At 70.8% G+C, this 26,062-nt stretch carries 25 protein-coding genes and 1 pseudogene; 8 read left to right on the top strand and 18 right to left on the bottom strand.

The window, feature by feature from the left end; translation table 11 throughout:
* Nucleotides 1-19 precede the first annotated feature (19 nt).
* Genes SLINC_RS01380 through SLINC_RS01370 form a run of 3 tightly spaced genes read left to right on the top strand, consistent with a single transcriptional unit; the run spans nt 20 to nt 2,960 of the window.
* Nucleotides 20-820 carry a class I SAM-dependent methyltransferase gene (locus SLINC_RS01380; RefSeq protein WP_067425628.1) on the top strand — a complete coding sequence of 267 codons (801 nt, stop codon included), beginning with the start codon at nt 20-22 and terminating at the stop codon, nt 818-820.
* Nucleotides 817-2,100 (top strand): pyridoxal phosphate-dependent aminotransferase, encoded by a 1,284-nt coding sequence (locus SLINC_RS01375; RefSeq protein WP_067425625.1) that lies wholly within the window; start codon nt 817-819, stop codon nt 2,098-2,100. Before SLINC_RS01380 ends, SLINC_RS01375 begins: the two co-directional genes overlap by 4 nt.
* Before the next feature lie 47 nt (nt 2,101-2,147).
* The gene (locus tag SLINC_RS01370) at nt 2,148-2,960 is read left to right on the top strand and encodes a PIG-L family deacetylase (protein ID WP_067425622.1); all 813 of its coding nucleotides are present in this window, start codon (nt 2,148-2,150) and stop codon (nt 2,958-2,960) included.
* 17 nt (nt 2,961-2,977) lie between these two features.
* On the opposite strand, the gene SLINC_RS01365 is transcribed toward SLINC_RS01370, so the two are convergent.
* Nucleotides 2,978-4,078, bottom strand: a complete 1,101-nt coding sequence (locus SLINC_RS01365; protein ID WP_067425619.1) for a hypothetical protein — start codon at nt 4,076-4,078, stop codon at nt 2,978-2,980.
* Between SLINC_RS01365 and SLINC_RS01360 the strand changes: the two genes are divergently transcribed.
* Nucleotides 4,077-5,606, top strand: a complete 1,530-nt coding sequence (locus SLINC_RS01360; protein ID WP_067425616.1) for a D-alanine--poly(phosphoribitol) ligase — start codon at nt 4,077-4,079, stop codon at nt 5,604-5,606. The two genes, SLINC_RS01365 and SLINC_RS01360, sit on opposite strands and share 2 nt — an antisense overlap.
* A gap of 89 nt (nt 5,607-5,695) precedes the next feature.
* Here the strand turns inward: SLINC_RS01360 and SLINC_RS01355 are convergent, their stop codons facing one another.
* The 7 genes from SLINC_RS01355 to SLINC_RS01325 form a co-directional block, all read right to left on the bottom strand.
* Nucleotides 5,696-6,649, bottom strand: a complete 954-nt coding sequence (locus tag SLINC_RS01355) for a hypothetical protein (protein ID WP_067425613.1) — start codon at nt 6,647-6,649, stop codon at nt 5,696-5,698.
* Nucleotides 6,646-7,122 (bottom strand): VOC family protein, encoded by a 477-nt coding sequence (locus SLINC_RS01350; protein WP_107406533.1) that lies wholly within the window; start codon nt 7,120-7,122, stop codon nt 6,646-6,648. The genes SLINC_RS01355 and SLINC_RS01350 overlap by 4 nt, the downstream gene beginning before the upstream one ends.
* Before the next feature lie 89 nt (nt 7,123-7,211).
* Nucleotides 7,212-9,017, bottom strand: coding sequence for a gamma-glutamyltransferase family protein (locus tag SLINC_RS01345; RefSeq protein WP_067425607.1), 1,806 nt, complete (start codon nt 9,015-9,017; stop codon nt 7,212-7,214).
* A gap of 368 nt (nt 9,018-9,385) precedes the next feature.
* A complete protein-coding gene (gene lmr(A), locus SLINC_RS01340) occupies nt 9,386-10,840 on the bottom strand; it encodes a lincomycin efflux MFS transporter Lmr(A) (RefSeq protein ID WP_079164356.1) in 1,455 nt (484 codons plus the stop codon).
* A 343-nt stretch (nt 10,841-11,183) separates the two neighbouring features.
* Nucleotides 11,184-12,206, bottom strand: coding sequence for a hypothetical protein (locus tag SLINC_RS01335; protein WP_152038964.1), 1,023 nt, complete (start codon nt 12,204-12,206; stop codon nt 11,184-11,186).
* Entirely contained in the window at nt 12,203-12,706 is a 504-nt protein-coding gene (locus SLINC_RS01330; protein ID WP_067425600.1) for a YqeB family protein, read from the bottom strand. Before SLINC_RS01330 ends, SLINC_RS01335 begins: the two co-directional genes overlap by 4 nt.
* A gap of 177 nt (nt 12,707-12,883) precedes the next feature.
* On the bottom strand, nt 12,884-13,711 hold the full coding sequence (locus SLINC_RS01325) for a class I SAM-dependent methyltransferase (protein WP_067425597.1): 828 nt from the start codon (nt 13,709-13,711) through the stop codon (nt 12,884-12,886).
* A 72-nt stretch (nt 13,712-13,783) separates the two neighbouring features.
* On the opposite strand from SLINC_RS01325, the gene SLINC_RS01320 reads away from it, so the two are divergent.
* On the top strand, nt 13,784-14,386 hold the full coding sequence (locus SLINC_RS01320; protein WP_067425593.1) for a TetR/AcrR family transcriptional regulator: 603 nt from the start codon (nt 13,784-13,786) through the stop codon (nt 14,384-14,386).
* Nucleotides 14,387-14,590: 204 nt separating this feature from the next.
* On the opposite strand, the gene SLINC_RS01315 is transcribed toward SLINC_RS01320, so the two are convergent.
* From SLINC_RS01315 to SLINC_RS01280, 8 genes are all read right to left on the bottom strand, one after another.
* Nucleotides 14,591-15,385, bottom strand: a complete 795-nt coding sequence (locus tag SLINC_RS01315; protein ID WP_225988204.1) for a carbonic anhydrase — start codon at nt 15,383-15,385, stop codon at nt 14,591-14,593.
* A 569-nt stretch (nt 15,386-15,954) separates the two neighbouring features.
* The gene (locus SLINC_RS01310; RefSeq protein WP_067425585.1) at nt 15,955-16,323 is read right to left on the bottom strand and encodes a winged helix-turn-helix transcriptional regulator; all 369 of its coding nucleotides are present in this window, start codon (nt 16,321-16,323) and stop codon (nt 15,955-15,957) included.
* A gap of 181 nt (nt 16,324-16,504) precedes the next feature.
* Complete coding sequence (locus SLINC_RS01305) at nt 16,505-17,473, bottom strand: GlxA family transcriptional regulator (RefSeq protein WP_067425582.1); 969 nt, start codon at nt 17,471-17,473, stop codon at nt 16,505-16,507.
* Nucleotides 17,474-17,648: 175 nt separating this feature from the next.
* Nucleotides 17,649-18,278 (bottom strand): sigma-70 family RNA polymerase sigma factor, encoded by a 630-nt coding sequence (locus SLINC_RS01300; RefSeq protein ID WP_375141457.1) that lies wholly within the window; start codon nt 18,276-18,278, stop codon nt 17,649-17,651.
* Nucleotides 18,279-18,479: 201 nt separating this feature from the next.
* Nucleotides 18,480-19,208: a hypothetical protein gene (locus SLINC_RS01295; RefSeq protein ID WP_067444768.1), complete on the bottom strand. Its 729-nt coding sequence runs from the start codon at nt 19,206-19,208 to the stop codon at nt 18,480-18,482.
* 137 nt (nt 19,209-19,345) lie between these two features.
* Nucleotides 19,346-19,867 carry a copper chaperone PCu(A)C gene (locus tag SLINC_RS01290; protein WP_067425576.1) on the bottom strand — a complete coding sequence of 174 codons (522 nt, stop codon included), beginning with the start codon at nt 19,865-19,867 and terminating at the stop codon, nt 19,346-19,348.
* Nucleotides 19,864-22,155 (bottom strand): heavy metal translocating P-type ATPase, encoded by a 2,292-nt coding sequence (locus SLINC_RS01285; RefSeq protein WP_067425573.1) that lies wholly within the window; start codon nt 22,153-22,155, stop codon nt 19,864-19,866. The genes SLINC_RS01290 and SLINC_RS01285 overlap by 4 nt, the downstream gene beginning before the upstream one ends.
* Complete coding sequence (locus SLINC_RS01280; RefSeq protein ID WP_375141456.1) at nt 22,155-22,397, bottom strand: hypothetical protein; 243 nt, start codon at nt 22,395-22,397, stop codon at nt 22,155-22,157. The genes SLINC_RS01285 and SLINC_RS01280 overlap by 1 nt, the downstream gene beginning before the upstream one ends.
* Before the next feature lie 268 nt (nt 22,398-22,665).
* Here SLINC_RS01280 and SLINC_RS01275 point away from each other — a divergent pair.
* Nucleotides 22,666-22,953, top strand: a pseudogene (locus SLINC_RS01275) (DUF1996 domain-containing protein); the annotation flags it as partial.
* 65 nt (nt 22,954-23,018) lie between these two features.
* Here SLINC_RS01275 and SLINC_RS01270 read toward each other — a convergent pair.
* Nucleotides 23,019-23,555: a MarR family winged helix-turn-helix transcriptional regulator gene (locus SLINC_RS01270; RefSeq protein ID WP_067425566.1), complete on the bottom strand. Its 537-nt coding sequence runs from the start codon at nt 23,553-23,555 to the stop codon at nt 23,019-23,021.
* A 307-nt stretch (nt 23,556-23,862) separates the two neighbouring features.
* Here SLINC_RS01270 and SLINC_RS01265 point away from each other — a divergent pair, with 307 nt between their 5' ends.
* Complete coding sequence (locus SLINC_RS01265; protein WP_067425563.1) at nt 23,863-24,348, top strand: hypothetical protein; 486 nt, start codon at nt 23,863-23,865, stop codon at nt 24,346-24,348.
* 140 nt (nt 24,349-24,488) lie between these two features.
* Here the strand turns inward: SLINC_RS01265 and SLINC_RS01260 are convergent, their stop codons facing one another.
* Nucleotides 24,489-25,142, bottom strand: a complete 654-nt coding sequence (locus SLINC_RS01260; protein ID WP_067425561.1) for a class I SAM-dependent methyltransferase — start codon at nt 25,140-25,142, stop codon at nt 24,489-24,491.
* A 126-nt stretch (nt 25,143-25,268) separates the two neighbouring features.
* On the opposite strand from SLINC_RS01260, the gene SLINC_RS01255 reads away from it, so the two are divergent.
* A complete protein-coding gene (locus SLINC_RS01255) occupies nt 25,269-25,670 on the top strand; it encodes a nuclear transport factor 2 family protein (protein ID WP_067425558.1) in 402 nt (133 codons plus the stop codon).
* Nucleotides 25,671-26,062 lie beyond the last annotated feature (392 nt).

Genomic DNA, 26,062 nt, shown 5'->3' with positions numbered 1-26,062 from the left:
GTTTCACGAAGGAGACACGATGCGGGACTACCGTCTCTGGCACACCACGACCGCCCAGGTCAGTCCGCCCCCGTTGGTGTGGGAGGCGTTGCAGCTCGTGCGCGGCGCCACGGTCGCCGACGTCGGCTGCGGCTCCGGCGCCTATGGATTCCTGCTGCGCGCCGGCTGGGGCCACACCGAGAGCTGGCTGAAGCAGGGCATCACCGAGCCCGGGATCCTGCACGGCCTCGACAACTCCCCGCACGCCACCCGGCTGGCCGAGCGGCACCGGATCTACGACCGCCTCCACCTGTGCCCCGCCACCGCCCTGACCCTGGACGACGACGTCGTCGACACCGCCCTGTGCACGGAGACCCTGGAACACCTCTACGTCCCCGATGTGGTGCCCGCCGTACGCGAGTTGGCACGCGTCGCCACCCAGCGCGTCATCGTCACCACCCCCGTACCGGAGCACATCGTGAACCTCCCCGAGCTGCTCACCGAGATCCAGGACGCCCGACGGGACCAGGACCCCATGCCGTACGAGGAGTACGCCGTCCTGGAGTCGGCCCTGCACAAGGCCTGGCTCAGCACCGAACGCCTCGCGGCCGCGGGCTTCGAGACCGACGGCGCGGTGGTGCGCGGCTCGCGCATCTACCACGCCGACCCGGCCAAGATGGACCCGGAGGCCCTCGGCGAGGTGCCCGGCATCCCCGTGCCGCCGCCCGCCGCCAGGGAGGAGGAGGCCGACTGGCGCGAACGGTACGTGCAACTCCTCGAATCCGTACGGGAGATGGCCGACGCCGTCCCCGGGCTCGGCACGGCGGGGGCGACCCGATGACCGCCACGGCGAGCGGCGCGCAGACCGCCGCACCGGAACGGCTCACCGACGACGGCTGGCTGATCCGGCGCACATCCGTCGACACCGTCCGCCCCTTCGACGACCCGAGCGCCCAGTGGATGCTGGACCGCGCCCAGGCCCGTCTGCCGCTGTACCTGCTGCACGTCGCCGACCACGCGGAGGCCACGCCGCCCGGACTGCGCGAGGCCCTGCACGCCCAGGACGCGGCCCCCTGCGACGGCCTGCTGTTCTCCCAGTACGGCCTGCCGGAGCTGCGCCGGCGGCTCGACGCCTGGCTCGCCGCCGACGAGGAGTGGGACACCGCGGCGGAGCCGCTCGTCAGCGTCGCGTGGTCGGGCACCGGCGCGGCCATCTTCGACCTGCTGCGCATGCTCAAGGACGGCCGCCCGGGCCCCAGCGCCGTGCTGCTGCCGCGCCCCGGGTGGGGATATGACATGTCGGTGCGCGACACCGGACACGTACCGGTGAGTTACGAGGTGCCCCCCGAGTCCCCGCACGGCCCGGACCCCGCGCACCTGGAGGAGGCGTGGCAGCGGTGCCGCAGCGAGGGCCTCGACGTCGCCTGCATCCTCATCAACCCGCAGCACAACCCGTGGGGCGGCAACTGGACCCCCGAGTTCCTCGCCGCCGTCGCCGCCCTCGCCGAACGTGAGCGAGTGCCCGTCCTGGTGGACAACGCCTTCTACGGGCTGACCGCCGAGGACGTGCGCCCCACCAGCGCGGTCCGGCTCCTCGGCCATCTCGTCGGCCAGGAACTCCTGGTGTCGGTGCGCAGCCTGAGCAAGCAGTTCGCGTGCAGCGGCTGGGCCCTGGGAGCCGTCGCGGGCAGCCCGGGTCTGGTCTCGGCGTACTCCGGCCGCTGGCGCTGTCTGCGGGAGCCGACCGCGGGCTTCCGCGCCCAGGCGGCGATGGCGGCCTGGCTCGGGGGCGCCGAACCCGAGCGCTTCACCCGGCGCCGCCGATCCGAGGCCACCCGGCACGCCAGGCTCCTGCGCACCACACTGCGCGCGGCGGGGCTGCCCGACGACGCCGTCCTGCACCACGGCGGCGCCCCCTTCACCCTGCTGCGGCCCCCGGGCGGCAGCACGGTCGAGGAGGTGCGCGAGCAGACCGTCGTGCGGCACGGCGTCCTGCTCGGCCTGGAGCGGGACGCGCGCGAACGGCCGTGGTTCAAGGTCTGGCTGGGCCGGGACAGCAGCGTCTTCGAACCCGCGGCGCGGGCCCTCGGCGACGCCGCGGCCGAGTGGCGGTACCGGTGACGGCCGCCCACCCAGCGAATCGAACAAGGGAAAGTAAGGAACGAGACATGACTCAGTGCCTGCTGACCGTCCACGCGCACCCGGACGACGAGGCCTCCCGCGGCGGCGCCACGGTCGCCCACTACACCGCGCAGGGCGTCCGCGCCGTCCTGGTCACCTGTACCGACGGCGGCGCCGGCGAGGTGCTCAACCCCGCCGTCACCGACGACTTCACCCCCGAACGGTTCGTCGCCGTCCGCAGCGCCGAACTCGACGCCAGCGCACGGAACCTGGGCTACTCGGCCGTGCACCGGCTCGGCTACCGCGACTCCGGCATGGACGGCACGGCGGGCGGCGCCGAGGCCTTCGTACGGGCCCCGCTCGACGAGGCCGCCACCCGCCTCGCCCGGGTGATCGCGGACGAACGCCCCGACGTGGTGATCGGATACGGCACCAACCACACCCGCGACCCGCACCCCGACCACATCCGCGCGAACGAAGTGCTGACGCGCGCCGTCGACCTCCTCGACCACACACCCGCCGTCTACCACATCGCCTTCTCGCGACGTCGCCACCGCGCCTTGCACCAGGCCTGCGTCGACAGCGGGGTGCCCAGCCCGTACGAGGGCGGCCTGAGCGCCCCGCCGGGCGCCTTCGACGACGAGTGGATCACCACACTCGTCGACGTGACCAAGGGCGACGCCGTCGAGCGCAGGCTCGACGCGCTGCGCAGTCACGTGACCCAAGTACCGCCCGCCTCCGGCTGGTTCGCGCTGTCACCGCAGCAGCTGCGGGACGCCTTCCCGTACGAGGAGTACACCCGCGTCGGCGCCGCGCCCCGGGAAGCCGTGGTGCACGACCTGTTCACCGCTCCCGCGTGAACCGCGCGCCCACGGCCCTACAGGACCTCCGCGAGCCGGCGCGCACAAGCGGCGTCGGCCACCCCCGCCGCGTCGATGTCGTGCAACAGGGCGTCGAAGTGCTCCGCGCGCAGCGACCGGTAGAACCGCTGGGCGCTGCGCCACGCCCGCTGCCACACCACGTCGGGGAGGTGTTCGTCGCCGATGTCCGCGAGAGCGCCGAGGCGTCGGGTCAGGCGCCGGGCGCCCGCGCGGGCGTACGACGTGTAGGCCAGCTCGTCCGCCAGGCCCAGGAACAGATACCGGCCCACGGCGATGTCGATGCCCTGCTCGACGCCGGCCCCGTCGTCGGCGGCGAGCGCGCACAGGTACTCCCAGCCCCGCAGCCGGTCCAGCAGTTCCGCGACCGCCGCCTGCCCGTCCGTCCACACCAGCGTGCCCGCCGGGGTGTCGAGCCGGCCGTCGCCCCCCGTGAGGTAGGCGCGCACGCTGTCCCGCAGCCGGTCCAGGGCGAGGGCGTCCAGGGCCGCGCGACGCTCGGGCGTCAGGGCCAGACGCAGGCTCAGGACCCGGCCCGCCACATGGTGCGGGTCGGGGTCCGGGTAGGCCGCGGCCAGCAGGTCGGCCTCCGCCATCGGGTACCGGCCCGCCCACCAGCTGTGCCCCTCGATCAGCTGCCAGACCCCGGCCGCGTCGACACCGTCCGGGGTCACCGTGTGCGGCAGCAGCCCGGGGCCGGCGGAGTGCAGCCATGGGCAGCCGCGGTCCTCCAGGAACAGCAGACTGCCGCCCCGGGCGAGGTCGTCCCGCAGCACCTCCGGGAGCTCCGAACGCGCCACCCGGCGGTCGTGCACGGTGCCGTCCGTGATCCCCGCGAGGGCGGTGGGCCAGCCCTCGCCGTGCGCGCCGAACGTCAGATGCGTGCGGTCCAGCATGGGCTGCGGGATGTCGCCGGGCTCCCGGACGAAGGTGCGCAGCGCCCACTGGGACCCGGCCACGTGCCGCGGGAAGTCGACACCGACCCTCTTCGCCACGTTCGCCGCGCAGCCGATCTCGCAGTGCGGCGCGTGTTCCGGCAACCGAACCGACTGGGGTGATACCGCCATGTCCGCCGCTGTGACCTCTTCGACGTCCTTCATGTCGTCCTCCGTTCGACTCTCCACACTCCTCGCCTCGGCCGCCGAGGCGAGGCCCGAGGCCCCCGCCGTCCTGGGGGAGACCCGGCTCCCGGTCACCTATGGGGAGCTGGCCGCGCGGGCGGGCGGCATCCAGGCCGCCCTGGCAGGCCTGGGGGTGCGCGCCGGTGACCGGGTAGCGCTGCTGTCCGGGCGGACCGACGCGGACGCCGTGGCCGCGGTGCACGCGATCCTGGCCGCGGGCGCCGTGTACGTGCCGCTCGACGCCGCGTCGCCGCCCGCGCGGTGGGCTTCGGTGAGCCGGGTCTGCGCGCCCACCGCCGTGGTGGGCGAACGCGCGCTGCTCGACCGGTTCGCCGCCGCCGTACCGGGGCCGCGGCGGCTCGCCCTGCCATCGGACGGGGACGAGCTGCCCGCGGGCCGCCTCGACCCCGTCCGGAGCGACGGCACCGATGTCGCGTACCTGCTCACCACCTCCGGCTCCACCGGCGTTCCCAAGTGCGTGGCCCACACCGGTGCGGGCGCCGTCGCCTTCCTGGAGTGGATGGTCGGCGCGTTCCCGGTGGGCGGCGACGATGTGTTCGCCTGCCACGCCCCGCTGCACTTCGACGTGTCGGTGGCCTCGGTGCTCGGCTCCGCGCTGGGCGGCGCGGCCCTGGCCCCGGTGCCCCGTGAACTGTCCGGGTTTCCCGTCGAGCTGGCCACCTGGATCGCCGAACGCGCCGTCACCGTATGGCTCTCCGTGCCCTATCCGCTCGCCCGCCTGTCCGGACTGGAGGAGCGGGCCGCGCGTGAGCGCCTCGCCACCTTGAGGACGGTCGTGTTCGCCGGTGACGTCTTTCCGCACCAGCGGCTCGCCGCACTGATGCGCTGCGCGCCCGGGGCCCGGTTCCTCAACATCTACGGCCCGACCGAGACCAACGGCTGTACGTACGAGGTCGTGGACGCCCCGCCCGCCGGCCCCGTGCCCATCGGCCGGCCCGTCGAGTGCGCCGAGTGCTGGGTCGAGGACGACGACGGGCGGCCGGTCGACGCGGTGGGGTCGGTGGGTGAACTCGTCGTCGCGGGGCCCACGGTGGCCGCCGGATACTGGGGCGTCGAGGGGCACGGAGCCGAGCGGTTCCGCACGGGGGAGACCTGTCCGGGCGGCCGGGCCTACGCCACCGGGGACCAGGTCCGCGTCCTGCCCGGGGGCCGGTACGCCTTCCTCGGCCGCATGGACAACATGATCAAGATGCGCGGGCAGCGGTTCGAGCTGGAGGAGGTGGAGAACGCTGTACGGCTCGCTCCCGGCGTCGAGGACTGCTGCGTGGTGAAGGTGGACGTCCGCGACGATCACTCCCGCCTCCTCGCCGTCGTGGTCGGGCCCGGCGCCGGCGACCCGCGCACCCTGCGCGAGCACTGCCTGACCAGGCTGCCGTCGTGGGCGGTGCCGCACCGGTTCCTCACGGCCGCCGCGCTGCCCCTGGGCTCCACCGGCAAGGTGGACCGCCGCGCGCTCAGGGAGGAACTCGTCACACGCGGGGAGTGAGCCCTGCGCCCGGGCGGGCCGCGCCCCGGCCGCCCGGGCCCGGGCGGGCCGGACCCGGACGCGGCGCCCCGGGCCCGGCCCGCGCGGGCTCAACTCGCCGCCGCGGTGGCCGAGTCGCAGATACGGGACAGGTCCGGCAGAAGCGTCTCCTTGCACCGCGCCACGTCCGGGGCGCGCAGCTCGGCGGGCTCCTCGTGGCCGCTGGGCGCGTACGCGGGGTAGAGCCCGTTGGCCGCCAGGTCCTGGCCGATGGCGTGCAGGCGTCGCACCAGCTGGGTGACGACCTGCTCGTACGAGGCGGGCGCCCGCACGGTGAGGAAGACGCAGTCGTACAGCGACGAGAGCCGGTCGCGGTGGAGGAACCGTTGTTCCTGGTGCTGGTTCGTCTGCTGGAGCAGCGAGACCCCGGACGGCACCAGCTTGGCGGCGATGCCCTCGTGGACGTGGTGGTTGAGCCGGCACTCCTCGCGCAACGGCGCGTCGTCGAGCCCGGCCGGCAGACGGCCGCGCAGCAGCGACCGCACCGGGTGGTAGTCCCGGGCCCAGGCGCCGCTGAGGTGCCGGTGCTGGAGCGCCAGGTGGGGCCGGATCAGCCGGTCGTACACCGACCGCGGGCAGGAGCTGGTGTACAGGAGCATCAGGGAGTAGCCGCGCACGTAGCGGCGGGCCCGCTCCGCCGCCCGCGCCTCTCCGCCTGGGCCCTCCGCGCTCTCGGCGAGTACCGAGGCCAGTAACTGCCAGAGTACGAAGGTGACTTGGTGGCCGGTGATCCAGCGGAACCAGAAGAGGCGGTCGACCCCGAGCGGGTCCGTCAGGTCCACCGCGGCGTTCGCCGGGAACTCCGGCGACGGGGTCCGCCAGGTGCCCGGCCAGGGCGGCGGGGAACCGTCCGACCGGCGGTGCGCGGCGGGGGAAGAGCCGGGGGAGGCGAGGGGCAGCGTGAGCGGCTCCAGGCCGTAGGGATAGCCGCCGTACTCCCAGTCGCCCGCCGCGGGCAGGGGCAGGTCGGTGCGGTCGGTGCGGCGTGCCTCGAGTGAACTCATCGGGGGCCGTCCGGAACGTAGGTGAACTCGTACTCCAGGCCGTTCGGGTCGAGTGCGTAGAAGGACCGCACGCCGTCCTTGTCGACGTCGATGTCCGTGGCCCGCTCCGGCACGGCGAACGTCCAGCGCCCACGGGCGTACAGCTCCAGCCAGCGCGACCGCCACGCTTCGAGTTCCGTGGGGCTGCCCACCGCGAAGCAGACGTGCTGAAACTGATTCGCCTCGGCCGGAGAGCGTTCCGCGGCACCGGATTTCACACCGATGTGGTGGAAGCGCACATCGCCGTATCGCAGCTCCGCGAGACGCTCGATTCCCGGAAGCCGTGAGTGGGTGAGTGCGGAGAATGTGTCGAGGGTCCAGGAAACGGTACATCCGAAGAATTCCTGGTACCAGGAGATCGAATTATCCAGATCGGCGGTCTGGACACCGACATGGTGCACCGATACGGGCGGCATTGACTTTACTGACGGCATGGAGGCCTCCCTCACTGTTGCTTGCTGGGGCGGGTCGGAGTACGGGAACGTCGGGCGTCTCTCCGGTGGTTCGCGCGTGTGGCGTGGCGTCATCCGCAGATCGCGTAGGGCTGGCGGCCGCGCGGGCTGGCGGCGGCGCGGACGAGGCCGTCCGTGCCCAGACCCGTCGCGCAGACTCGGCCAAGGGAGTAGGCGGGCACGCGCTCGACGCGGTGGCCGCGGCGGGTCAGCTCCGCCACGGTCGCGGCCGCGCAGTTCTCCTCCACCACCACTACGCCGGGCCGCGACTGGTGGGGCGTGAAGGAGGCGGGTACCTGGTCGGTGTGGAACGCGAGGGTCTCCGTCGCCGCCTGTAGGTCGAGGCCGAACGCGGTGACCCCGAGGAAGAACTGGAGGGTCCACTGGTCCTGCCGGTCGCCGCCGGGAGTGCCGAACGCCAGGTGGGGCTGCCCGTCGCGCTGGACCACGGTGGGGCTGAGCGTGGTGCGCGGGCGCTTGCCGCCGGCGAGGGAGTTGGGGTGTCCCTCGGCCAGGTACATCGTCTGGCCCCGGGTGCCGAGCGGGAAGCCCAGCTCCGCGATGGCCGGCGAGCTCTTGAGCCAGCCGCCGCTGGGTGTCGCGGCCACCGTGTTGCCGTGCCGGTCGGTCACGGTGACGCAGCAGGTGTCGCCCTTGGCCGTAGTGGCCTTGAGGATGGTGGGCAGGCCGTTGCGGAGCTGCCCCATCCACTCGTCCGTGTGGCCGGAGAGGTCGGGCTCCGGCTCGGGCGCCGCCCCCGGCAGCCACGACGAGCGGCCGCCGGGAGTGCCGGGCTGCAGCTCGTTGACGGCCTCGGGCCCCACCAGGCGGCGCCGCTCGCGGGTGTAGTCGTCGCTGAGCAGGTCCGCCAGCGGTATGTCGGTGAACGCCGGGTCGCCGTACCAGGCGTCGCGGTCCGCGAAGGCGAGCTTGGCGCACTCCACCACGGTGTGCAGGTAGTCGGCGCTGTCGGGCCGCATGCCGGCGAGGTCGAACCCCTCCAGGAGCGCCAACTGCTGGAGAAAGACCGGGCCTTGGGACCAAGGTCCCGGCTTGTGGACGCGGTAGGCGCCGTAGGGGCGGGACGTCGCCGTGGTCACGGACGGGGTCCAGGCGGCCAGGTCATCAGCGGTCAGCAGCGCGCTGTGGCGGCGCCCGGTGGCGTCCAACCGGGGCCCGCCGTCCAGGAAGCGCTGGATCGCCTCCGCGACGAAGCCCTGGTAGAAGGCCTGGTGCGCGGCCTCGATCTGGGCCTCGCGGTCCGCCGACGCGGCCTCGGCCTCTTTGAGGAGCTGCCGGTAGGTCTGGGCGAGCGCGGGGTTGCGGAAGCGGGAACCGGCTTTCGGGGCGGCGCCGTTCGCCAGGTAGATCTGCCCCGAACCGGTCCACTCGGTGCGGAAGAGCGGGGCGAGCACATCGGCGGCGTGGGCGGTCTCCGGCAGCAGCGGATAGCCCTCTTCCGCGTAGGTGATGGCCGGTGCGAGGACGTCCGCGAGGCGCAGGGTGCCGAACTCCGCGAGCAACCGCAGCCAGCCACCGAACGCGCCGGGCACACAGGCGGGCAGCAGACCGGAGCCCGGGATGTGCTCCAGTCCGAGATCGGAGAAGGCTTGCGGTGTCGCGGCGCGGGGCATGGGGCCCTGGCCGCAGATCTCGGCGGCGTCCTGCGCCCCGGCGGGCAGTGCGACGATGGAGACGTCGCCGCCCGGCCCGTTGAAGTGGGGTTCCACGACCTGGAGGACGAAGCCGGCGGCGACAGCGGCGTCGAAGGCGTTGCCTCCGTTCTCAAGGATTCTCATGCCCGCATTGGACGCCAGCCAATGCGTGGCGGAAACGGCGCCAATTGTTCCACTGAGCTCCGGCTTCGATGGAAGCATGCGTCCACCACCATAACTGTGTTGTCGGGAAGGTCAATGGGAACCGTAAGCCGGGCCCGGGCCGACGGGATTTCATGCCGGAGCCGACTGTCTCGCCGGCGAGACAAGCAATCGGCTTCACGCCCTGTCAAGCGGCAGCAGACGGCTTCCCGTAATTCCTGGAAGTTATCCGGGAGTCGGCGCGAACGTGCCGCCACGGCCCTCGATATCCGGTGCATTACCTGGGAATAGGGAATAGGGAACCGGTAATCCGCGGTCGGGGCAAGCGTCTGGGTGCGTGGACGCGCGAGGGCCCGTGCCCGGCGGACGGTGCCGGGCACGGGCCCTCGACCCCCTGCGCTGCCGCGGTCCTTCAGCGCACGGCGCGGTCAGTCCTCCTGCTCCCGGGGGGCGGCGAGACGGCGGTCCGGAGACAGGGCGAGGACGGCGAGGACGGCCGCGATCAGGCCGATGCCGGCGAGGCTGTACGCCACGGTGAACGGGTCCCAGTCGCCGCCGAGGTGGGGCGAGAACCCGATGCTGACGTAGACGGCGATACCGCTCGCGCCGCCGAGCTGGTCGGCGCAGCGTTGCACGCCGGAGGCCACGCCCGCGTCGGCCTCGGTGACCGCGTGCAGGGCGGCGTTCTGCAATGCGACCAGGCCGGTGGCCATGCCGCAGGCGAGCAGGATCATGCCGGGGAAGACGCTGGTGAGCAGCGAGTTGTCGCTGGGCAGCAGCGCGAAGCAGCCGATGCCGAGGGCCGCGAGCGCCATGCCGAGCACCGCGGCGCCGGTGGTGCCGATGCGCTCGATGAGGCGGGGGACGAGGAGCGAGGCGAGGATGAGGCTGAGGGCCAGGGGCAGGAAGGACAGTCCCGCCTCGATGGGGGACAGGTCGCGCTCCTCCTGCAAGTGCATGGTCAGCAGGAAGAAGGAGGTCGAGAGGGCGGCGCTGAGGAGGACCGTGGCGCCGTTGGCGACCAGGCGGACGCGGTTCCCGAAGAACGTCAGGGGAACCAGGGGATGGGCCGTGCGCCGCTCGACGGCGACGAACGCGGCCGCGCACACCGCGGCCGCGAGCAGGCTCCCGACGGCGAGCGGCAGCCGGGGCTCGTCCTCGCCCAGCTCGATGACGCCGAAGATGAGCAGCAGCGGCGCGGCCGTGAAGAGGAGCGCGCCGGGGAGGTCGACGGGATTGCGTGCGGTCGTCTCGTCCTTCTTGACCAGCAGCAGTACGGCGACGAGCACGAGGCTGACGAGGGGGATGTTGATCAGGAAGATCCAACGCCAGCTGAAGAGCTGGGTGATGACCCCGGAGAGCAGGAAGCCGAGGACGAGGCCGACGCTGGCGACCGACGCCCAGACGCTCAACGCCTTGGAACGGGCGGCGGTTTCGGGGAAGAGCAGGGCGATGAGCGACATCGCGGCCGGCAGGGAGAGGGCCTCTCCTGCGCCCTGCCCGAACCGTGCGAGCACGAGCAGCTCCAGGTTCGGGGCGAGGCCCGCGGCGAGGGACGACGCACCGAAGAGGAAGGCCCCGAAAAGGAGGGTCCGGCGCCGCCCGAAGAGGTCGGCGATGCGCCCGCCCACCATGAGCAGGCCGCCGCCCACGACGGTGTAACCCGTGACTACCCAGGTGAGTTGACGGGTGTCGACGTGGAAGCTGTCGCGGATCGCAGGCAGGGCGATGTTCACTACGGTCACGTCGACCGCGATGAGGAGCTGGAGCACGGCGAGGAAGACGAGGGTGACCCAGCGAGACCGGGAACGGGCCGCCTCATCGGCCGCGCGGGTCCGCGCGGCACGGGAGAAGAGCGAGGTGGCACGAGCGAAGACAGACATGGAGAGATGACTCCGATTTCCAGGGAGCCGTGCGCGGGAGCACGGGAGCACAGGGATGGGGGAAGGACACCTGCTGCACGACCGGCATGACCTATGGACTCTGCGTCCGTGGAGGTTGATCCCTCACATGACACAGAGAACCCACCACCGCGACAGAAGCTGGTCACCCGCTGAAGCGACGCCTGCCTGTTGCTACGGCTGCGCCGAGGCTGGGCCGTCACTGTCACGGACGGTCGCCGGTCGTTCCCTGGAAATCTCTAAATTCCGCTCACGGGCGGCACCTTAGCATTCGTCACGGGCGCAGGGAGGCCCGAGCTCGCGACCGCTTGCTGCGCCCGGCGGGTCAGGTGGGGCTGGTTCGCCGACGGGTCCAGAAGTAGCCGGCGACGAGCCCGCCGATCACGATCACCTCGAAGACCACGTCCACCAGCTGGTCCCCCAGGGAGACCAGCAGCAGTCCGAACAGTCCAGCGGCAAGCACCGCTCCGAAGGATGCCGCCAACCGGTGCCGCGCCGTCCAGCCGCGCCGCATCCAGCGGTTCACGATCGCCGCGGCGGCGACAGCGGTCAGCACGGCTGCGAGCACCCACCACACGAACGAGATGCCGCTGCCGATGAACGCCATCAGGTGGAAGACGAACCAGACGAGTCCGAAGCCCAGCCCGGTCCATCCGGCCCGTAGCGTCCCAGGCAGTCGCTTCGGTACACACGGTGTGTCTCGGGCCTGGCAGCGTGAAGCGGCCCAGGTCAGCAGTCCCACGATCGCGAGCACCGCACCGATCTCGACCACGGAGAGGCGGAAATCCGACCGCAGGAGGGAAATCAGCGCGAAGAGTGCCGTACCGAGGGCGAACACCCCGCCGAAGACCCACAGCATCCGTCGCGACAACCACGGGGACCGGCTCTCCCGGGGAAAGAGGATATGCACCACGCCTATGGGAATGAGGACGCTCCAGACGACGTGGTACCCACACACGAGCACGGCCCAGAACCAGTTCACTCCGGCGGCGCGGCCGTACACCGTCTCGCCGTCCATACCCTCCGGGTTGAAGATCGTCTGGAGGGCGAGGCCCTCCTCGATCAGCGCGTAGGCGACACCGAGCAGGACCAGCCCCCAGCCGTTGGCCCGCAGGCGGTGCGCGATCTCGCGTATCAGGACGACCCCCGCACCGTAGAAGCACAGGATCGAGACCACCCGCAAGGGCTGCACGAAATAGCTCAGGCGCAGCGCCGCACCCACTACTTCGCCCAGCAAGGGTGCGATGAGAAACAGCGTCAGTACCGGGGCCACCCGCTGTTGCTGACGGCCACCCGAGCTGGCCTGGGCGATATCCCCGGCAGTCGGTGGATCGGGTGGCGTCTTCACTCGGGCGTGCTTTCCGCGCACGAGTAGCCGTGCCGGGTGAAGGCGGTGACCAGCCGTCGTGGGTTGAGATCGCAGTCCTGGCGGGTGAGTTCCTGGCCGTTCTGATCAAGCAGGATGAGCTGCTTCCTCGCCACGAGCACCTGGCCGATCTCGTGGGACGCGAACTCCCGTTGTTCGTCTTGGACGGTCAGGACCACACGCGTCGCCGAGACGGTCACGGACACGGACTCGTGTACGGCGATGAGCCCCAGCAGAAGCCCGGCCACTGCCCCCACGGCGGCGACGACGATGGTGGGCCAAGGGCTGGGGAGCACCGACAGGAGCTTGGTCGGCCCTATCCGTGGCCCCCAGGACTGGGTCGTCATCCACTCCCAGACCAGTTCGCCGACTCCGCCGAGAACTGTCCCGCCCACGGTGCACACCAGGATGATGGCCAGCGGGGAGTCAGCGACCACGGTGGCATCGGCCGTGGGGGAAGCCGGATGTTTGCGGAAGTTCATATCCGCAAGTCTCGCTGTCCAGGACGGCCGCGTAATCGGCCGATGGTCGACTCCACGGCGACCAAAGTCTAAAGGGCCGGCGTCCTCATCGTCCTGACCACCAGAGGTCGGCGCCGTTGGGGCCAGGTGCGGCGACGCGGCCGGTGTGGATGACGGTGTCGTCGAGGAATCAGCGAGTCAGGAGGCGCCGGCGCGCACGGCGGTTGTCGCCAGGGTGGTGTAGAGCATCGTGAAGCGACCGCCTATCGAGTCGATGGCGGCCCCGACCGCGTCAAGGATGTCGGCCGTCTTGTCGGGGGGTAGTTGGGTGAGGCCGCCGGTGGTGGGGAGCAGCTCCAGCCATTGGTCGCGCGTGTAGTGCCGCTCCCAGTCGAATCGCCACTGTTCGGGTTCCTTGAAGCGTTCGGTCTGACGGATCGCCTCGGCGAGCTTGGCGTACCCCGCTTGGTAGGTGTCCAGCGGACGTCGGGCCGGCTGATTGCTGAACGGCGAGTCTGGCATCACCCGCGGGTAGGCGGCGGCGAACGGGTCGGCCACCTCGGCGGGCGGCTCGTACACGTGCCCGAAGATCGCCAGACGCCCGTCCGGACGCAGTATCCGGGCGGCCTTGACCGCGCCGGCGACCGGATCCACCCAGTGCCAGGACTGGGCCGCGATCACCGTGTCGAACGTCCGGCCGGCCGGCTGCCAGGCTTCGAACGTCGCCACCTCGACCTGCAGGCCGTGGGCCTGCGCGAACTCGGCCATCCGCTCATCCGGCTCGACGCCGAGCACGGCGCAGCCGGCGGCCTGGAACTGGCGGGCCGCGATGCCGGTACCGCAGCCCACGTCGAGCACCTCTGGCCCAGGGCTTCCGGCGACGATCCGCGTCACCAAGGCGTCGGGGTAGGCGGGTCGGGCCTGGTCGTAGCGTTGCGCGTCCGTACCGAACGACTGGGCCATCCGCCGGGCCTTGTGCAGTTCCGCTGGGGACGGTTCTGGTTGCTCTCGCGGTAAGGTGGGCATGCGCCCACCTTAGTGGGCGTATGCCCACTGGGCAATGGATGCCGGCAGGCTGACGCACGAGAGGATCTTTGAGTGCCGACTGGAGTGCACCTTCGCGACGCGCGGCAGCAGTTGTTCGACGCTGCCGAACGCGTGCTGCTGCGGGACGGGCCGAACGGGCTGACCAGCCGGGCCGTCACCGACGAGGCGGGCTGCGCCAAAGGCGTCCTGCACCGGCACTTCAGTGACTTCGACGCCTTCCTCGCCGACCTCGTGCTCGACCGGGCCGCGCAGCTTGAGACGCAGGCGAGTGCGCTGCGCGAGTCCGCCGGCACCGGCACGGTGGCCGACAACCTCGCCACCGCGCTGACCGATCTGTTCGGACCGGTTCCGGTGGCGATCATCCCGCTCATCACTTTCCGGGACGAGCTGCGCGCACGGCTGCGGCAAGCCAGGCCCGGAGGCGGCATCGCGATCCTCGCCCAGGCCACGACCGCGATCTCCGCCTACCTGGCCGACGAGCGTGAGCTGGGCCGCATCGCGGCCGACGCCGACATCGACTCACTCACCCTCTCCCTGGTCGGTGGCGGGCATCTCCTGTTCGTAGACCGCGATCCCGGCCCGCCGGCCATGGCAACCGTCAACAACCTTGTGGCAACGGTGCTCGCCGACGTTGTGCAACGGCGGCCGCGCTGACGGTCGAGCACGCACGCCGAGCAGCAGCAGGCGTCATTCGAATCAGAGGGTGGAAAACCGCGGCCCGCGAGTTCGACGTCCCATCGGTGAACATGTGGAAAATCCGGAAGTAAGGCAGCGGAAAATCCCGGATCAACCGACTCCGCCGAACTGTCGACGCAATACGAATTGCTCGACGGAGTCGATCGAACCGGCATTACCCGGTCAGGCGGACGGCGCTCCGGTGAGAACCTCCACGCGGCCGGTGTCGAGCGAATAGTAGGCGCTGACCACGGCCAGGTCGCCCTTCTTCACAAGAGGGCTCAGGTCGCGGTTGGACCGCAGATCGGCGGAGGTCTGCTTGACGTGGATGCGAATCATGGCGTCGACCGGGTCCTTGGCCTTCGCCTTGACGGTCGCCTCATACGCCGGCCGCAGGGCATCGGAGATCGCCTGGAGATTGCCGGGCAACTTCTTGCCGTCGCGCATCGCTTCGTACGCCGCCTTGATGGCGCCACAGCGCTGATGCCCCAGTACGACGATCAGCGGCGTCCCCGACGTCATGGGCCCGTACTCGACGGAACCGGTGACCACCGGTCCGACCACCTGGCCACCGGTGCGCATCACGAACAGATCGCCGAGCCCGGTGTCGAAGAGCAGCTCGGGCGGCACCCGGGAGTCGATGCAGGAGAGGATCACACCGTAGGGATCCTGCTCCTCGGCCACGAAATCCCGTCGCTTGGGGTCCCGGTCGGGATGCTTGAGGTTACCGTCCTGCCAGCGCTCGTTTCCGTCCATCAGTCGTGAGAACGCCCCCCAGGGCGTGGAGGGACGGTCGCCCGTGGCCGGCGAAGCGCCTGCTGCGGCCGCTGCGTCGGCCGCCTTGCCCGTCTCCTTTTCCTCCGCCTTCGAGGAGCAGCCGGAGAGTGCGGCAGCGGTAGCCGCCAAACCCCCGGTGAGAATGGTTCTGCGGAGTGGATGTCCAGCTATAGACATTGCTCGGTCGTTCCTTTGTTTCACGCCGGATTCCCCCCGAGCGCTTCACAGCACGTAGTTATACCAGGGCGAAGGTAAAGCGAACACAAAAGGCCGATGGGCGGCTTGACGCGGAATTGGTGGGGCATGAGTGGGAAGTGTGCTCGTCGTGTGGGTGGTGTTGTGGCGAGGGTGATGCGTGTCGGGCCGGAGGACTGACTGAAGTCAAAGGGAGTGACGTGCATCACGTTGGCCCATTGGTTACGTTGAGGTGACCGGTTTTGGATCGTGAACATGGGTGGCGCCAAGAACGGCTCGACGTACCGAGGAAATGTGTCGCCCAGGAGGGCAAGGACGTCTCTCGGGACGGCAACTGAGCCCGAAGGCCCTGGAATCGCTCTCGTGAGCGGCCACTTGGCCGATGTGCCCCCGAACTGTCGTCCGGAATCCCATCCCCCCGAGTGCCCGGGCGACACCAAGCGGCCCCGGCGGTCCCCGTATCGGCCGCCGGGGCCGCGGCATGCCCTCGGGACCGCGCTGATCGTGCGGGCCGGGCTACCGCGCACTTCCGAACACCGCGATCCTGCTGCCTGCCCGAGACCGACCCGCCACGGTTACTGGCGGGCGTCGTAGCTCTCGCGTGCTGCGAGTACTTGGGCCATGTGTTCCTCGGCCCAGAGAGCCAGTGCATGAAGCGGAGCGTGCAGGGTTCGCCCCAGTGGGGTCAGTTCGTATTCGACTCTGGGCGGGACCTCGGCGTACATGTGTCGGGTGACGAGTCCGTCGCGTTCCAGGTCTCGAAGGGTCTCGGTGAGGACCTTGCCGCTGATCCCGTCGACGGTGGCGCGCAGGTCGCGGAAGCGCATGCGGCCGGCGCTGAGGGCGATGACCACCATGGCCGTCCACTTGTTGGCGATGCGGGCGAGTGACGTGCGGGACGGGCAGGTCGCCGTCATGACATCGAAGGCCGGAAGCTGTGGCATGCGTTCATCCCCACATTGCTTACGTCGGGGTGGCTGATTATCGATGGTGAGTGTAGGGCCTCAGCAGGCGGTACCCGCCGGAACCCGACCGAGGAGAAGCGGTCATGGAACCCACCACCACGCCGCCGCGGCACGGCGGCGGAGGGAAGCGAACGCATGCCGGATCGGCAGTACCTCCGTGTCACGAGAAGCGCTCCCGGTAGTCGAGGGGCGAGACCCGCAGCACCCGCCGGAACGCCCTGAGCATCGTGGCCTGTGTCCCGAACCCCGTCTCGCAAGCGACGGCCCCGAGGCTGCGGGACGTCTCGGTGAGGAGGCGGGAGGCGGCCACCACTCGGGCCCGCTCGATGTACTCCCGCGCCGACATGCCGACCTGAGCGCGGAACAGGCGGGTGAAGTGGCGCTCGGAGAGGCCTGCCTGGCGGGACAGAGAGCGGATCGACAGGTCGCCGTTCAGGTCGGCGAGGATCCGCCGCTGCACCGCGCGCAGTGCCGGGCTGTGTGCGTCGGGGCCGTGCGGTTCGGTGAACTGGAGCTGACCGCCCGGCCTGCGGTGGTACGTGACGAGGGCCCTGGCGATCTGCTGGGCGGCCTCGTCGCCCAGGTCGTCCTCCACGAGGGTGAGTGCCAGGTCGAGGCCGGAGGCGGCGCCGCCTCCTGAGGTCGTGAAGCGGCCGTCCCGTACCACCGTGTCCCGTGCGTCGACCGTGACCGCCGGGAAACGACGGGCGAGTTCGTCGGCGAACTCCCAGTGCGTGGCCGCCCTGCGGCCGTCGAGAAGCCCGGCATCAGCGAGGAGGAAGGCGCCGGTGCCCACCGAGGCCACGCGCCTGGCCCGCAGGGCCAGGGAACCCACCGTTTCGACGATCGCCCGATCGCGGACAGGGAAACCGTCCGCGCCCGGCACGATCAGCGTGCCGACCTTGCCGGCCGTGGCCACGTCCATCGTGCCGTGGTCCGGCCGGACGGTGAGGCCACCGGACGCGCGGACTGGACCGCCGTTCAGGGAGGCCGTCCGCACCTCGTACCGGCAGCTTCCTGAGCTCACCTCGTCCGCCGCGGCGAAGACATCGGCGGGCCCTGAGAAGCCGAGGCTCTGGACTCCGTCGTAGAGCACGATGAGCACCAGGTGGGGCTCCTGCCCGCTCATATGCTCCGGACTGTTCATTGCGACCTCGCTCGTACGCGCATCATCCTGCGCGTGACTGTCATCCATGGGGTGCTCGGAAGGGGTCGGTGCTCGGTACTGTCCGGCGATCCGAACTGTTCGGCGAGAGGAAGGGCACCGGCCCGCGCTTCGGACGGACGGCACCGGCGCCCTTCGGTCACGCGGCCATCGGCGTCGCCTCAGCCTCGGCAAGCAGCTCGATGAGCGTCGCCCGGGCACGGGCCACGCGTGAGCGGACCGTTCCGACGGGGCAGCCACTGGCCTCGGCCGCCTCCGCGTAGGGCAGCCCGATCAACTGGGTGAGAACGAACGCCTCACGGCGCTTGTCGGGCAGTGCGTCCAGCAGGTCGAGCAGCGCGACGCCGTCGTCGAAGCCGGGCAGACCGTTCGGCTGGGCGTGTTCGACCGCCACGCTCCAGTCGTCCGCGCCGCACAGACGTGGCCGGGCGGCGGCGTACCGGTAACTGTCGATCACCGCGCGGCGGGCGATGGACAGGAGCCACGTCCGCGCCGAGGAGCGCCCCTCGAACCGGTGCAGGCTGCCCAGTGCCCGCAGGAACGTGTCCTGGGCCAGGTCATCGGCGGCCTGGGGGTCGGAGGACAGATGTGCGACATAACGGACGACGTCGGGGTGCAGGGCTCGTACGAATCGCTCGACGGCGGCCGGGTCTCCGGCGCGGGCGGCGAGCGCCCAGGCGGTCGTCGACTCGTCGGACGAGGCCACCGCATCCTCTTTGTCCGCCTCTCTGCGTCTGTCGCGGGAGGCGGGTGGAACAGGAGTGATCACCTGATGTCCTTCTCGGGTCATCCGGCATCCGGCACAGCGGCGCGCGCGCACGACCGTGCTCAGGCACGACGGTCGCGTGACACCGTCTGCGGACGGGTCCGGAAGTGAAGGGGAGACGGCCGTACGACGCATACGGCCGATACCCGAGGCGCGGGTGTCGACGACACGACACCTGGCTGTGGCCCCGGGGAACCGGCTGTCTCAGACGACAGCGGTCCCGGTCGGAGGCCCGCGAGGAGTGATCGAGTGAACGAGAGGAAGGTGCCGCGGTACCCGTTCCGAGCGAAGACGGTGTAGCCGTACGCGCAGTCGGCGTGGCGGTGTCACCACAGCGAACAGCAGCCGCAGGGGTGCGGCCAGCCGGCCGGCGACGGCCCGCATGACACGGAACGCGGCACGCTCCCCATGGGCCAGCCACAGGCCGCACAGCAGCGCGGCGAGCGTATGGGCGGCCAGCATGCCGAACGACGACATGCCGCCCATGTCATGGCCCATCGAGCCCACATGTCCCAGGTGCGTCGCGTGGTCCGTGGCCATGTGACCCATGCCCATGGAGTGGGTGGGCATGGCGCTCATGTCGTGGCCCATGGACTCCATGGCGTGTCCCGGGCCCCGCGAGTCGGACGGCATGGTGTCCGGTCCGGTCGCGCCCGTGGCGGTCGACTGCGCGAGTTCGAAGCCAGAGTGGAGCACGCCCTGGGTGACCACGACCAGGGATACGACCAGTGGAAGTCCGCGCTCACGGCCCGCGAGGCTCCAGCCCGCACCGCCCGTGACGGCAAGTCCGGCCGTCAGTGCCCACCATGGGACGGTGGTGCCGGACATCAGGACGTGGCCGACGGCCGCGAGCAGCACGCAGACGGCCGCGAACACCTCGGCCCGTAGCGTGCGCGCACATCGCCCAGCTCCCGAACCAGTGGGGGAGAACATGCCAACGGGCAGGCTGCTCGCCGCGCAGGTCACAGCGCGTCTCATCGCCTGCCTGCGCGGTCACGATCCGTGCGGGCACACGCGGAGCACGCCGAACACTGCCGTGTCCGCGTCGAGTCCACCGGGCAGGCCACCGGTCACGCCCCGCTCGTGCCCGGGAGGACCACCACCGCAAGGGCCGTGATCCGACCGCTGCGCGCGAAGTGCAGTGTGAACGGCACGAGGTCGCCCTCGCGCCATGTCTCCTTCGCCCTTACGGTCACATCGGTGCCGAACGGAGACATGGCGAGGCCGTCGCCGGCCGGGACGGCGGCGGAATCCACCGTCTGGCCGTACGCCGCCCGTGCGCCGGCCATGCGGTGGCGGCTGAGTGTGGCGTCGCCGCCGGTGGCGGAGGACGTGACCCTCAGCAGCCGGTCGTCCGCGCCGCCGGAGTTGGCGATGCGGAAGAACGCGGCGGTGTCCCGGGCGCCGCCGAACGGGAGGAGGACGCGCCCGTCGGTGACCGCGATCCGTGCGGGGCTGCCCGCGTTGCCCCGGGCGACCCAGGTGGTGAGGCCTCCGAGGGCCACGCTGCACGCGGCGACGGGCGCGAGCGCGGCGATCAGGCTGCCGGTGACTCGGCGGCGGGTCGGGCGCCACAGGCGCTGTCCGGTCATCGGGTGCCGCCCCGGGCCCGCGACGGCTGCCAGGCCCGCAGGCGCAGACTGTTGCCGACCACCAGCAGGGAGCTCACCGACATCGCCGCCGCGGCGAGCATCGGGTTGAGCAGTCCGACCATGGCGAGCGGCACGGTCACCACGTTGTACCCGAACGCCCACAGGAGGTTGACGCGGATCGTGCCCAGGGTGCGCCGGGAGAGCCGGACCGCGTCGCCCAGCGCCTCGATGTCACCGCGTACGAGTGTCACGTCGGCGGCCCCGATCGCCACGTCCGTGCCACCGCCCATGGCGATGCCGAGGTCGGCTCCGGCCAGTGCGGCGGCGTCGTTGACGCCGTCGCCGACAACCGCGACCCGGTAGCCCTGTTCCCTCAACTCCCGTACGAGGCCGGCCTTGTCCTCGGGAGTGCAGCGCGAGTGCACCTCCTCGATGCCGAGCGCGGCCGCGACCGCCCGCCCCGGTGCCTCCCGGTCGCCGGTGGCGAGCACCGGGCGTACACCGAGGCGCCGCAGCCGGTCCACGGCCTGGTAGCTGCCGGGGCGTACGACGTCTCCGACCTCGATCAGCGCCTCGGCGGCCCCGTCGACGCGGACCAGGACCGGGGTGTTGACGCCGGACTCCGCCGCGCGCAGGGCTTCGGCGAGGGTTGTGGGCAACTCCCCGTCCGGCGCGAGGACTTCGATCAGCCGCCCCTCGACCCGGCCGCGCACGCCGCGCCCCGCGGTCGCGGCGAAGCCGCTCACCTCCGGCAGTGCGCCCTGCCCGGCTTCACCCGACGCTCGAACAGGGTCGCGCGGGGGCACTCCCGTGGCGTACGTGACGATGGCCCGGCCCAGTGGGTGTTCCGAGCCCTGCTCCACCGCACCGGCCAGCCGCAGCACCGCCTCGCGCCCGAGACCGTCCGGCACGGCCGTGACCCGGGCAACGGTCATGTGGCCGGAGGTGAGGGTGCCGGTCTTGTCGAGCACGACCGTGTCGATGTGCTGCAACCCCTCCAGGGCCTGCGGGCCCCGGACCAGGACACCGAGCTGCGCACCGCGCCCGGTGGCGGCCATCAGCGCGGTCGGCGTGGCCAGCCCCAGCGCACACGGGCACGCCACCACCAGGACGGCCACGCACACGGTGATGGCGGCCTGCGGGTCGGCCCCGGCGCCCAGCCAGAACCCGAGCACGGTCACGGCGAGCGCCAGCACCACCGGCACGAACACCCCGGCCACCGCGTCCGCCAGCCGCTGCGCCCGCGCCTTGCCCACCTGAGCCTCGGTCACCAGCCGGGTGATACGGGCCAGTTGGGTGTCCGCACCGACCGCGGTAGCCCGTACGAGCAGCAGTCCGCCGACGTTGACCGCCCCGCCGACCACGGCCGAACCCGGTCCGACCTCGACCGGCTCGCTTTCACCGGTGACCAGGGACAGGTCGACGGCGGAACTGCCCTCGGTCACCTCGCCGTCGGTGGCGACGCGCTCGCCGGGGCGGACGACGAAGACCTGCGCGACCCTCAACTCCTCGACAGGGATGAGCCGCTCGGCCCTATCCTCGCGTACCGCCACTTCCTTCGCGGCGAGTTGGGCGAGCGACCGCAGGGCCGCCCCGGTGCCGTTCCTGGCCCGCGCCTCCAGGAACCGCCCTGTGAGCACGAACAGCGGGACGACGACAGCCACTTCGAGGTAGACGTGCGCCGCGCCGTCAGAGGCTTCGGGCATCAGGCTGAAGGGCATCGTCATGCCCAGCTCGCCCGCACCGCCGAAGAGCAGTGCGTACACCGACCAGGCGTAGGACGCCGCCACGCCCAACGAGACCAGGGTGTCCATGGTCGCCGCGGAGTGCCGTAGCCCGCGCAGCGCCCGCACATGAAACGGCCACGCGCTCCACACCGCGACCGGCGTGGCCAGTACGAAGCACAGCCACTGCCACGCGCGGAACTGAAGGTCGGGCACCATGGACAGCACGACCACCGGCACCGCGAGCAGCGCCGTGATCACCAGCCGTTCGAGCTCCTGCCGGGTGCCGTCGGACTCCCCGTCCTGCCCCTCCTCGCGCCGCTGTTTCGGCGGTTCGGGCAGTGCGGCCGTGTACCCGGCCCGCTCGACCGTCGCCATGAGTTCGTCGGGGCTGACATGCGGCGGATGGCTCACCCTGGCGCCCCCGGTGGCCAAATTGACCGTCGCGGTCACGCCCTCCAGTTTCGCGAGCTTCTTCTCCACCCGCCGCACGCACGCCGCACAGGTCATCCCACCGACGGTCAGGTCGGTGGTCACCACGGATGTGGCTGGTTCCGTGGTCATCAGCCGCCACTTCCGTCCATGCCCATGCTGCCCATGTCGCCCATGTCCATGCCGCCAGCGCCGCCGCTCGTTCCGGAGCGCTGCATATCGGGCGCAACGGGGTCGACGGCTGCTCCGGTGGCGTACGACCCCGTGAAGACCAGGGCGAGCAGGAGCAGGAACCCGCAGAGGGCGGGCGGCGGCACCAGTCTCCGCAGGGCGGAATCCTTCTCGGGGGAGGGCTGCTGGGGCTCTTCCATCATCGGGGCTCCTTACCTCTGTTCCGATGGCTCGGGCACGGGAAGGGCGTTGGGTCTCCGTGGCCGTACCGTTTACAGAAGTCGGGCCCGGAGAAGGTGGAGTTCCGCACGTCTGTATGGCGTGCGTCACGCTTCCCCCCCCGGGCGCGGGCACAGTCGGCCTCCGTGGCCGCATGCACCATGTGCCCGGTGCGGCGCCACGCCTGTGCATGTGCTGTCATCGGGCATGGACACCAGCCGACGTGTACTCATCGTCGCCTATGGCAAAGCCCAGAACAGCGACAGCGCCAACCACCGCACCCACGTGGACTTCGTGGAAGCGGACGGCACCTGCTCGAACGGCTTCCAGGCCATCCCCCAGCTCCAGGCCCGTCTCGTCTACGACGTTCCGGCCCCGCGGATCCAGAACGGACAGGTCGTGAACCCGTTCGCGGTGGACAGCTTCCCGGACCAGCTGCACAAGCCGATCACCGACCACAACGACTTCCTCAACTTCTTCGACGAAAGCACGATGAAGCAGATGGTCGAATGCATCAACAACGGCCAGGACTGCCAGTAGCCCCGAGGCAGTGACGACAAGCCGGCGGTGGAATCTCCCACCGCCGGTATTCGTCTGTCACCCTGTCAGGCGTCGCGGGCCATGGGGAGGTCCACCGCCCAGCCCAGTGGGTGCGGTTCCGTGGCGTCGAGCGCCGGATCCGAGAGCTCTCTCCCGGCTTCGTTGAAGGCGGCGAGGGCCTGCGTGAGTGCCAGGCGCTGCACCGGCGTGAGCCGTTCGACGATCGTGGCGATCTCGGTGCGCCGTCGGGTGGTGACGGCCTCGACGGTGCGCAGGCCTTCCTCGGTGAGCTGGAGAAGGGTCTCGCGGCGGTTGTCGGGGTTGAGGTGCCGGTCGGCCAGCCCGGCCGCGATCAGCCGGTCCACCATCCGCATCGCGGTAGAGGGAGCCACCTGGAGCAGGTCGGCGAGCGTGACCAGCTTGGTGGCCCCGCGCGCGGACAGCACCACCAGCATCCTGAACTGCGGAAGCGTCACACGTTCTTCGACCGCGGCGAGCGAGCGGGCGGAGAGCGCCATCAGCAGCCGCGAAGCGTCCAGCACCGCACGGGTCACCACGTCAACATCGTCCATCGCCCCCGCGGGGGTCTCACGCTCCGGCATACGTCCTTTGTACCGTGCCGAAGTCCCTGCTCACTCACTCGATGGGAACAGATTTCCATCCCGAGTGCGCGGTCCCGTAAGGCGAAGCGGGGCAGAGCGTGTTCCGCCAGAGATCCTGGGCGGGGAGGACAACTCCGTTCAAGCCCGAGGGGTATTCACACCCATCGCTTCAGCACAGCCTGACAGGTGTCAGGACAGTGATCCCGTCTCCCGTGGTTGCCTGACAACGGCACCGCCCGGGTTCGGTACGCGGTGCCCACAGCTTGAGCTGTACTCGCTGTTCGTCACCCAAGGGGAAGGCATCGTCATGACCAGACGTGCAATTGCCAAAGTAGCCACCACTGCCGTCGCCGGCGTACTGCTGGCAGGCGGAGTCACCGTCGCTACGCCTGGTACGGCGCTGGCGGCCCGGTCGGATTGCGAGCGCGGAGCCAACGGCTTCCGCGACATCCCCGACAACCAGACTGGTGTCGCCGCCGGCCCTGCGGACAAAGTGCTGCGCCCCTCCGACCCCCAAGGGCTCGTTGGGCGCATCGGTCTGGGAGCTGCCAGGATCGACGGTGACGTCTACGGTTTCGCCGCGCTCGCGGTCCCGCGTGTGGGAGACGAGATCTGGATGGACTGGACGCTGGACGGCAATCGTGTCCACATCCAGTGCGGACCATTTAAGGCAACCCGCGACGGTCATCAACTGACCAGCGCCGCGAGAGTGACGGACAGCAACCCGAACTACCGGTTCCGCGCCTGCGGCGGCGGGGGCGGCCAGGCCGTGCAGTGCACGGACTGGTGGTAGCCAAACCGGCAGACCGACCATCGCGCTCCGGCATCAGTGGATGCCGGAGCGCGATGGTCGTACTACGTGAGTGCGGGCGCCCGGGGTGTGCATCGGATCAGGACCGCTACGTCAGTTCACCCTCACCACAACGAGCCCCGTCAGGGCGCTTCGGGCTTGCGGGCCAGGAGGCAGGCGCGGGGTCTGTTCACGCGTCCACCGGGCTCCTGCTCCAGTCTCGCGGTGACGACGAGTCCGGCTTGGTCCAGCAGGCCGATGATGCGGTCCAGGGGCAGCAGGTACGACTCGTAGGACACCGGACGGCCATAGCCGTGGGTCGGCTGCAACCGTTCATCGCCGACATAGTCTCCCCAGAGCAGGTAGCCGCCGGGTGCGAGCGTGCGGTGGAACTCGGCGAACACATCCGGTAGCCACTGCGGGGGCGTGTGGTGGGTGGAGTACCAGGCCAGGATGCCGCCGAGTTCGTCGTCCCTCATCTCCAGCGCGGTCATCGAGCCCTCGGTGAACCGCAGGTTCGGATAGGCGTGGCGGGCCAGCCCGATCATCTTCGGTGACAGATCGACGCCGAAGGCGGACACCCCCAGCCCGGCCAGGTGCGCGGTCACGCGGCCGGGGCCGCATCCCAGGTCCGCGACCGGCCCCAGACCGGCCGTCCGCACCAACTCGGCGAACCCCGCCAGCATCGCGCGTGACAGCGGGTCCATCTCGGCGGGAGGCGGGACGCGTTCGACGTACTCGACGGCAACCGTGTCGTACGACTCGCGCACCGCGGTCAGAAAGGAGTGCTCGGCCATGCGGGCGACCCTAGACCAGGGAACGTGACGTGCGACACGTCGTCCCATTGGTTACGTTGAGGTGACGGGTTACCGACGGTGAGCATGGGTGCTATCGGAACGAACTCACCGAGGGAGAGCGCGACCATGCAGTCCAGCGCCGTACTCAGCATCGCCCGCCAGTACGCCGACGCGGTGTCGGCCAGGGACTTCGCCGCGGTCACGCGCATGTTCACCGACGACATCGTGTGGCACCAGCCGGGCACGAACCAGTTCTCCGGCAGCCACCGCGGTGCGGCCGCGATCGGCGAGATGTTCGGCGGCATGATGGCGGTCACCGAGGGGACGTTCGAACTCAGGACGACCGGCGATCCCATGGTCAACGGTGCGCTGGTCGCCACGCCGGTCCACTTCTCCGCCAGGCGTAACGGCGAGGTGATGGGGATGAACGGCGTCGACCTCCTGAGGATCGAGGGCGACCGGATCGCCGAGGTCTGGCTCTTCTCCGCGGGCCAGGGCGGAGAGGACGCCTTCTGGGGCACCGCCTGACATGGTGGTCGCCTCCATTCACTTCGCCGGCCGGCGCGGGGATGCGTCCATGAGCATGGACGGGGTGGACGTGCTGCGCCTGAAGGACGGCAAGATCGTCGAGATGTGGCTGTTCTCCGGCGACCTGGTGGCCGAGGACGCCTTCTGGGGGAAGTAGAGAACGGCGTGCTCGCCGGAACTGGGCCTAATTTCCCGCCCGGTGGACTACGTTGTACGGCGATGACTACCGGGACGGCATCGCGCCACACACGGATTGGTGACCCGGTGCTCCACTGAGCGCCGAACGGGCCGGTGTCGGCCCGCTGTTGGACCAGGGAGCCGGCGCTGATGCGCGGGCTCCGCCTCCTGTCGTGTTGACCACAGCTTCGACACGTCAACCACGACAGGAGAAC

The sequence above is a fragment of the Streptomyces lincolnensis genome (genome assembly GCF_001685355.1).
Lineage (GTDB): Bacteria > Actinomycetota > Actinomycetes > Streptomycetales > Streptomycetaceae > Streptomyces > Streptomyces lincolnensis.
The sequence above is the reverse complement of the archived record's forward strand: the minus strand, read 5'-3'. Positions and strand labels throughout refer to the sequence as shown.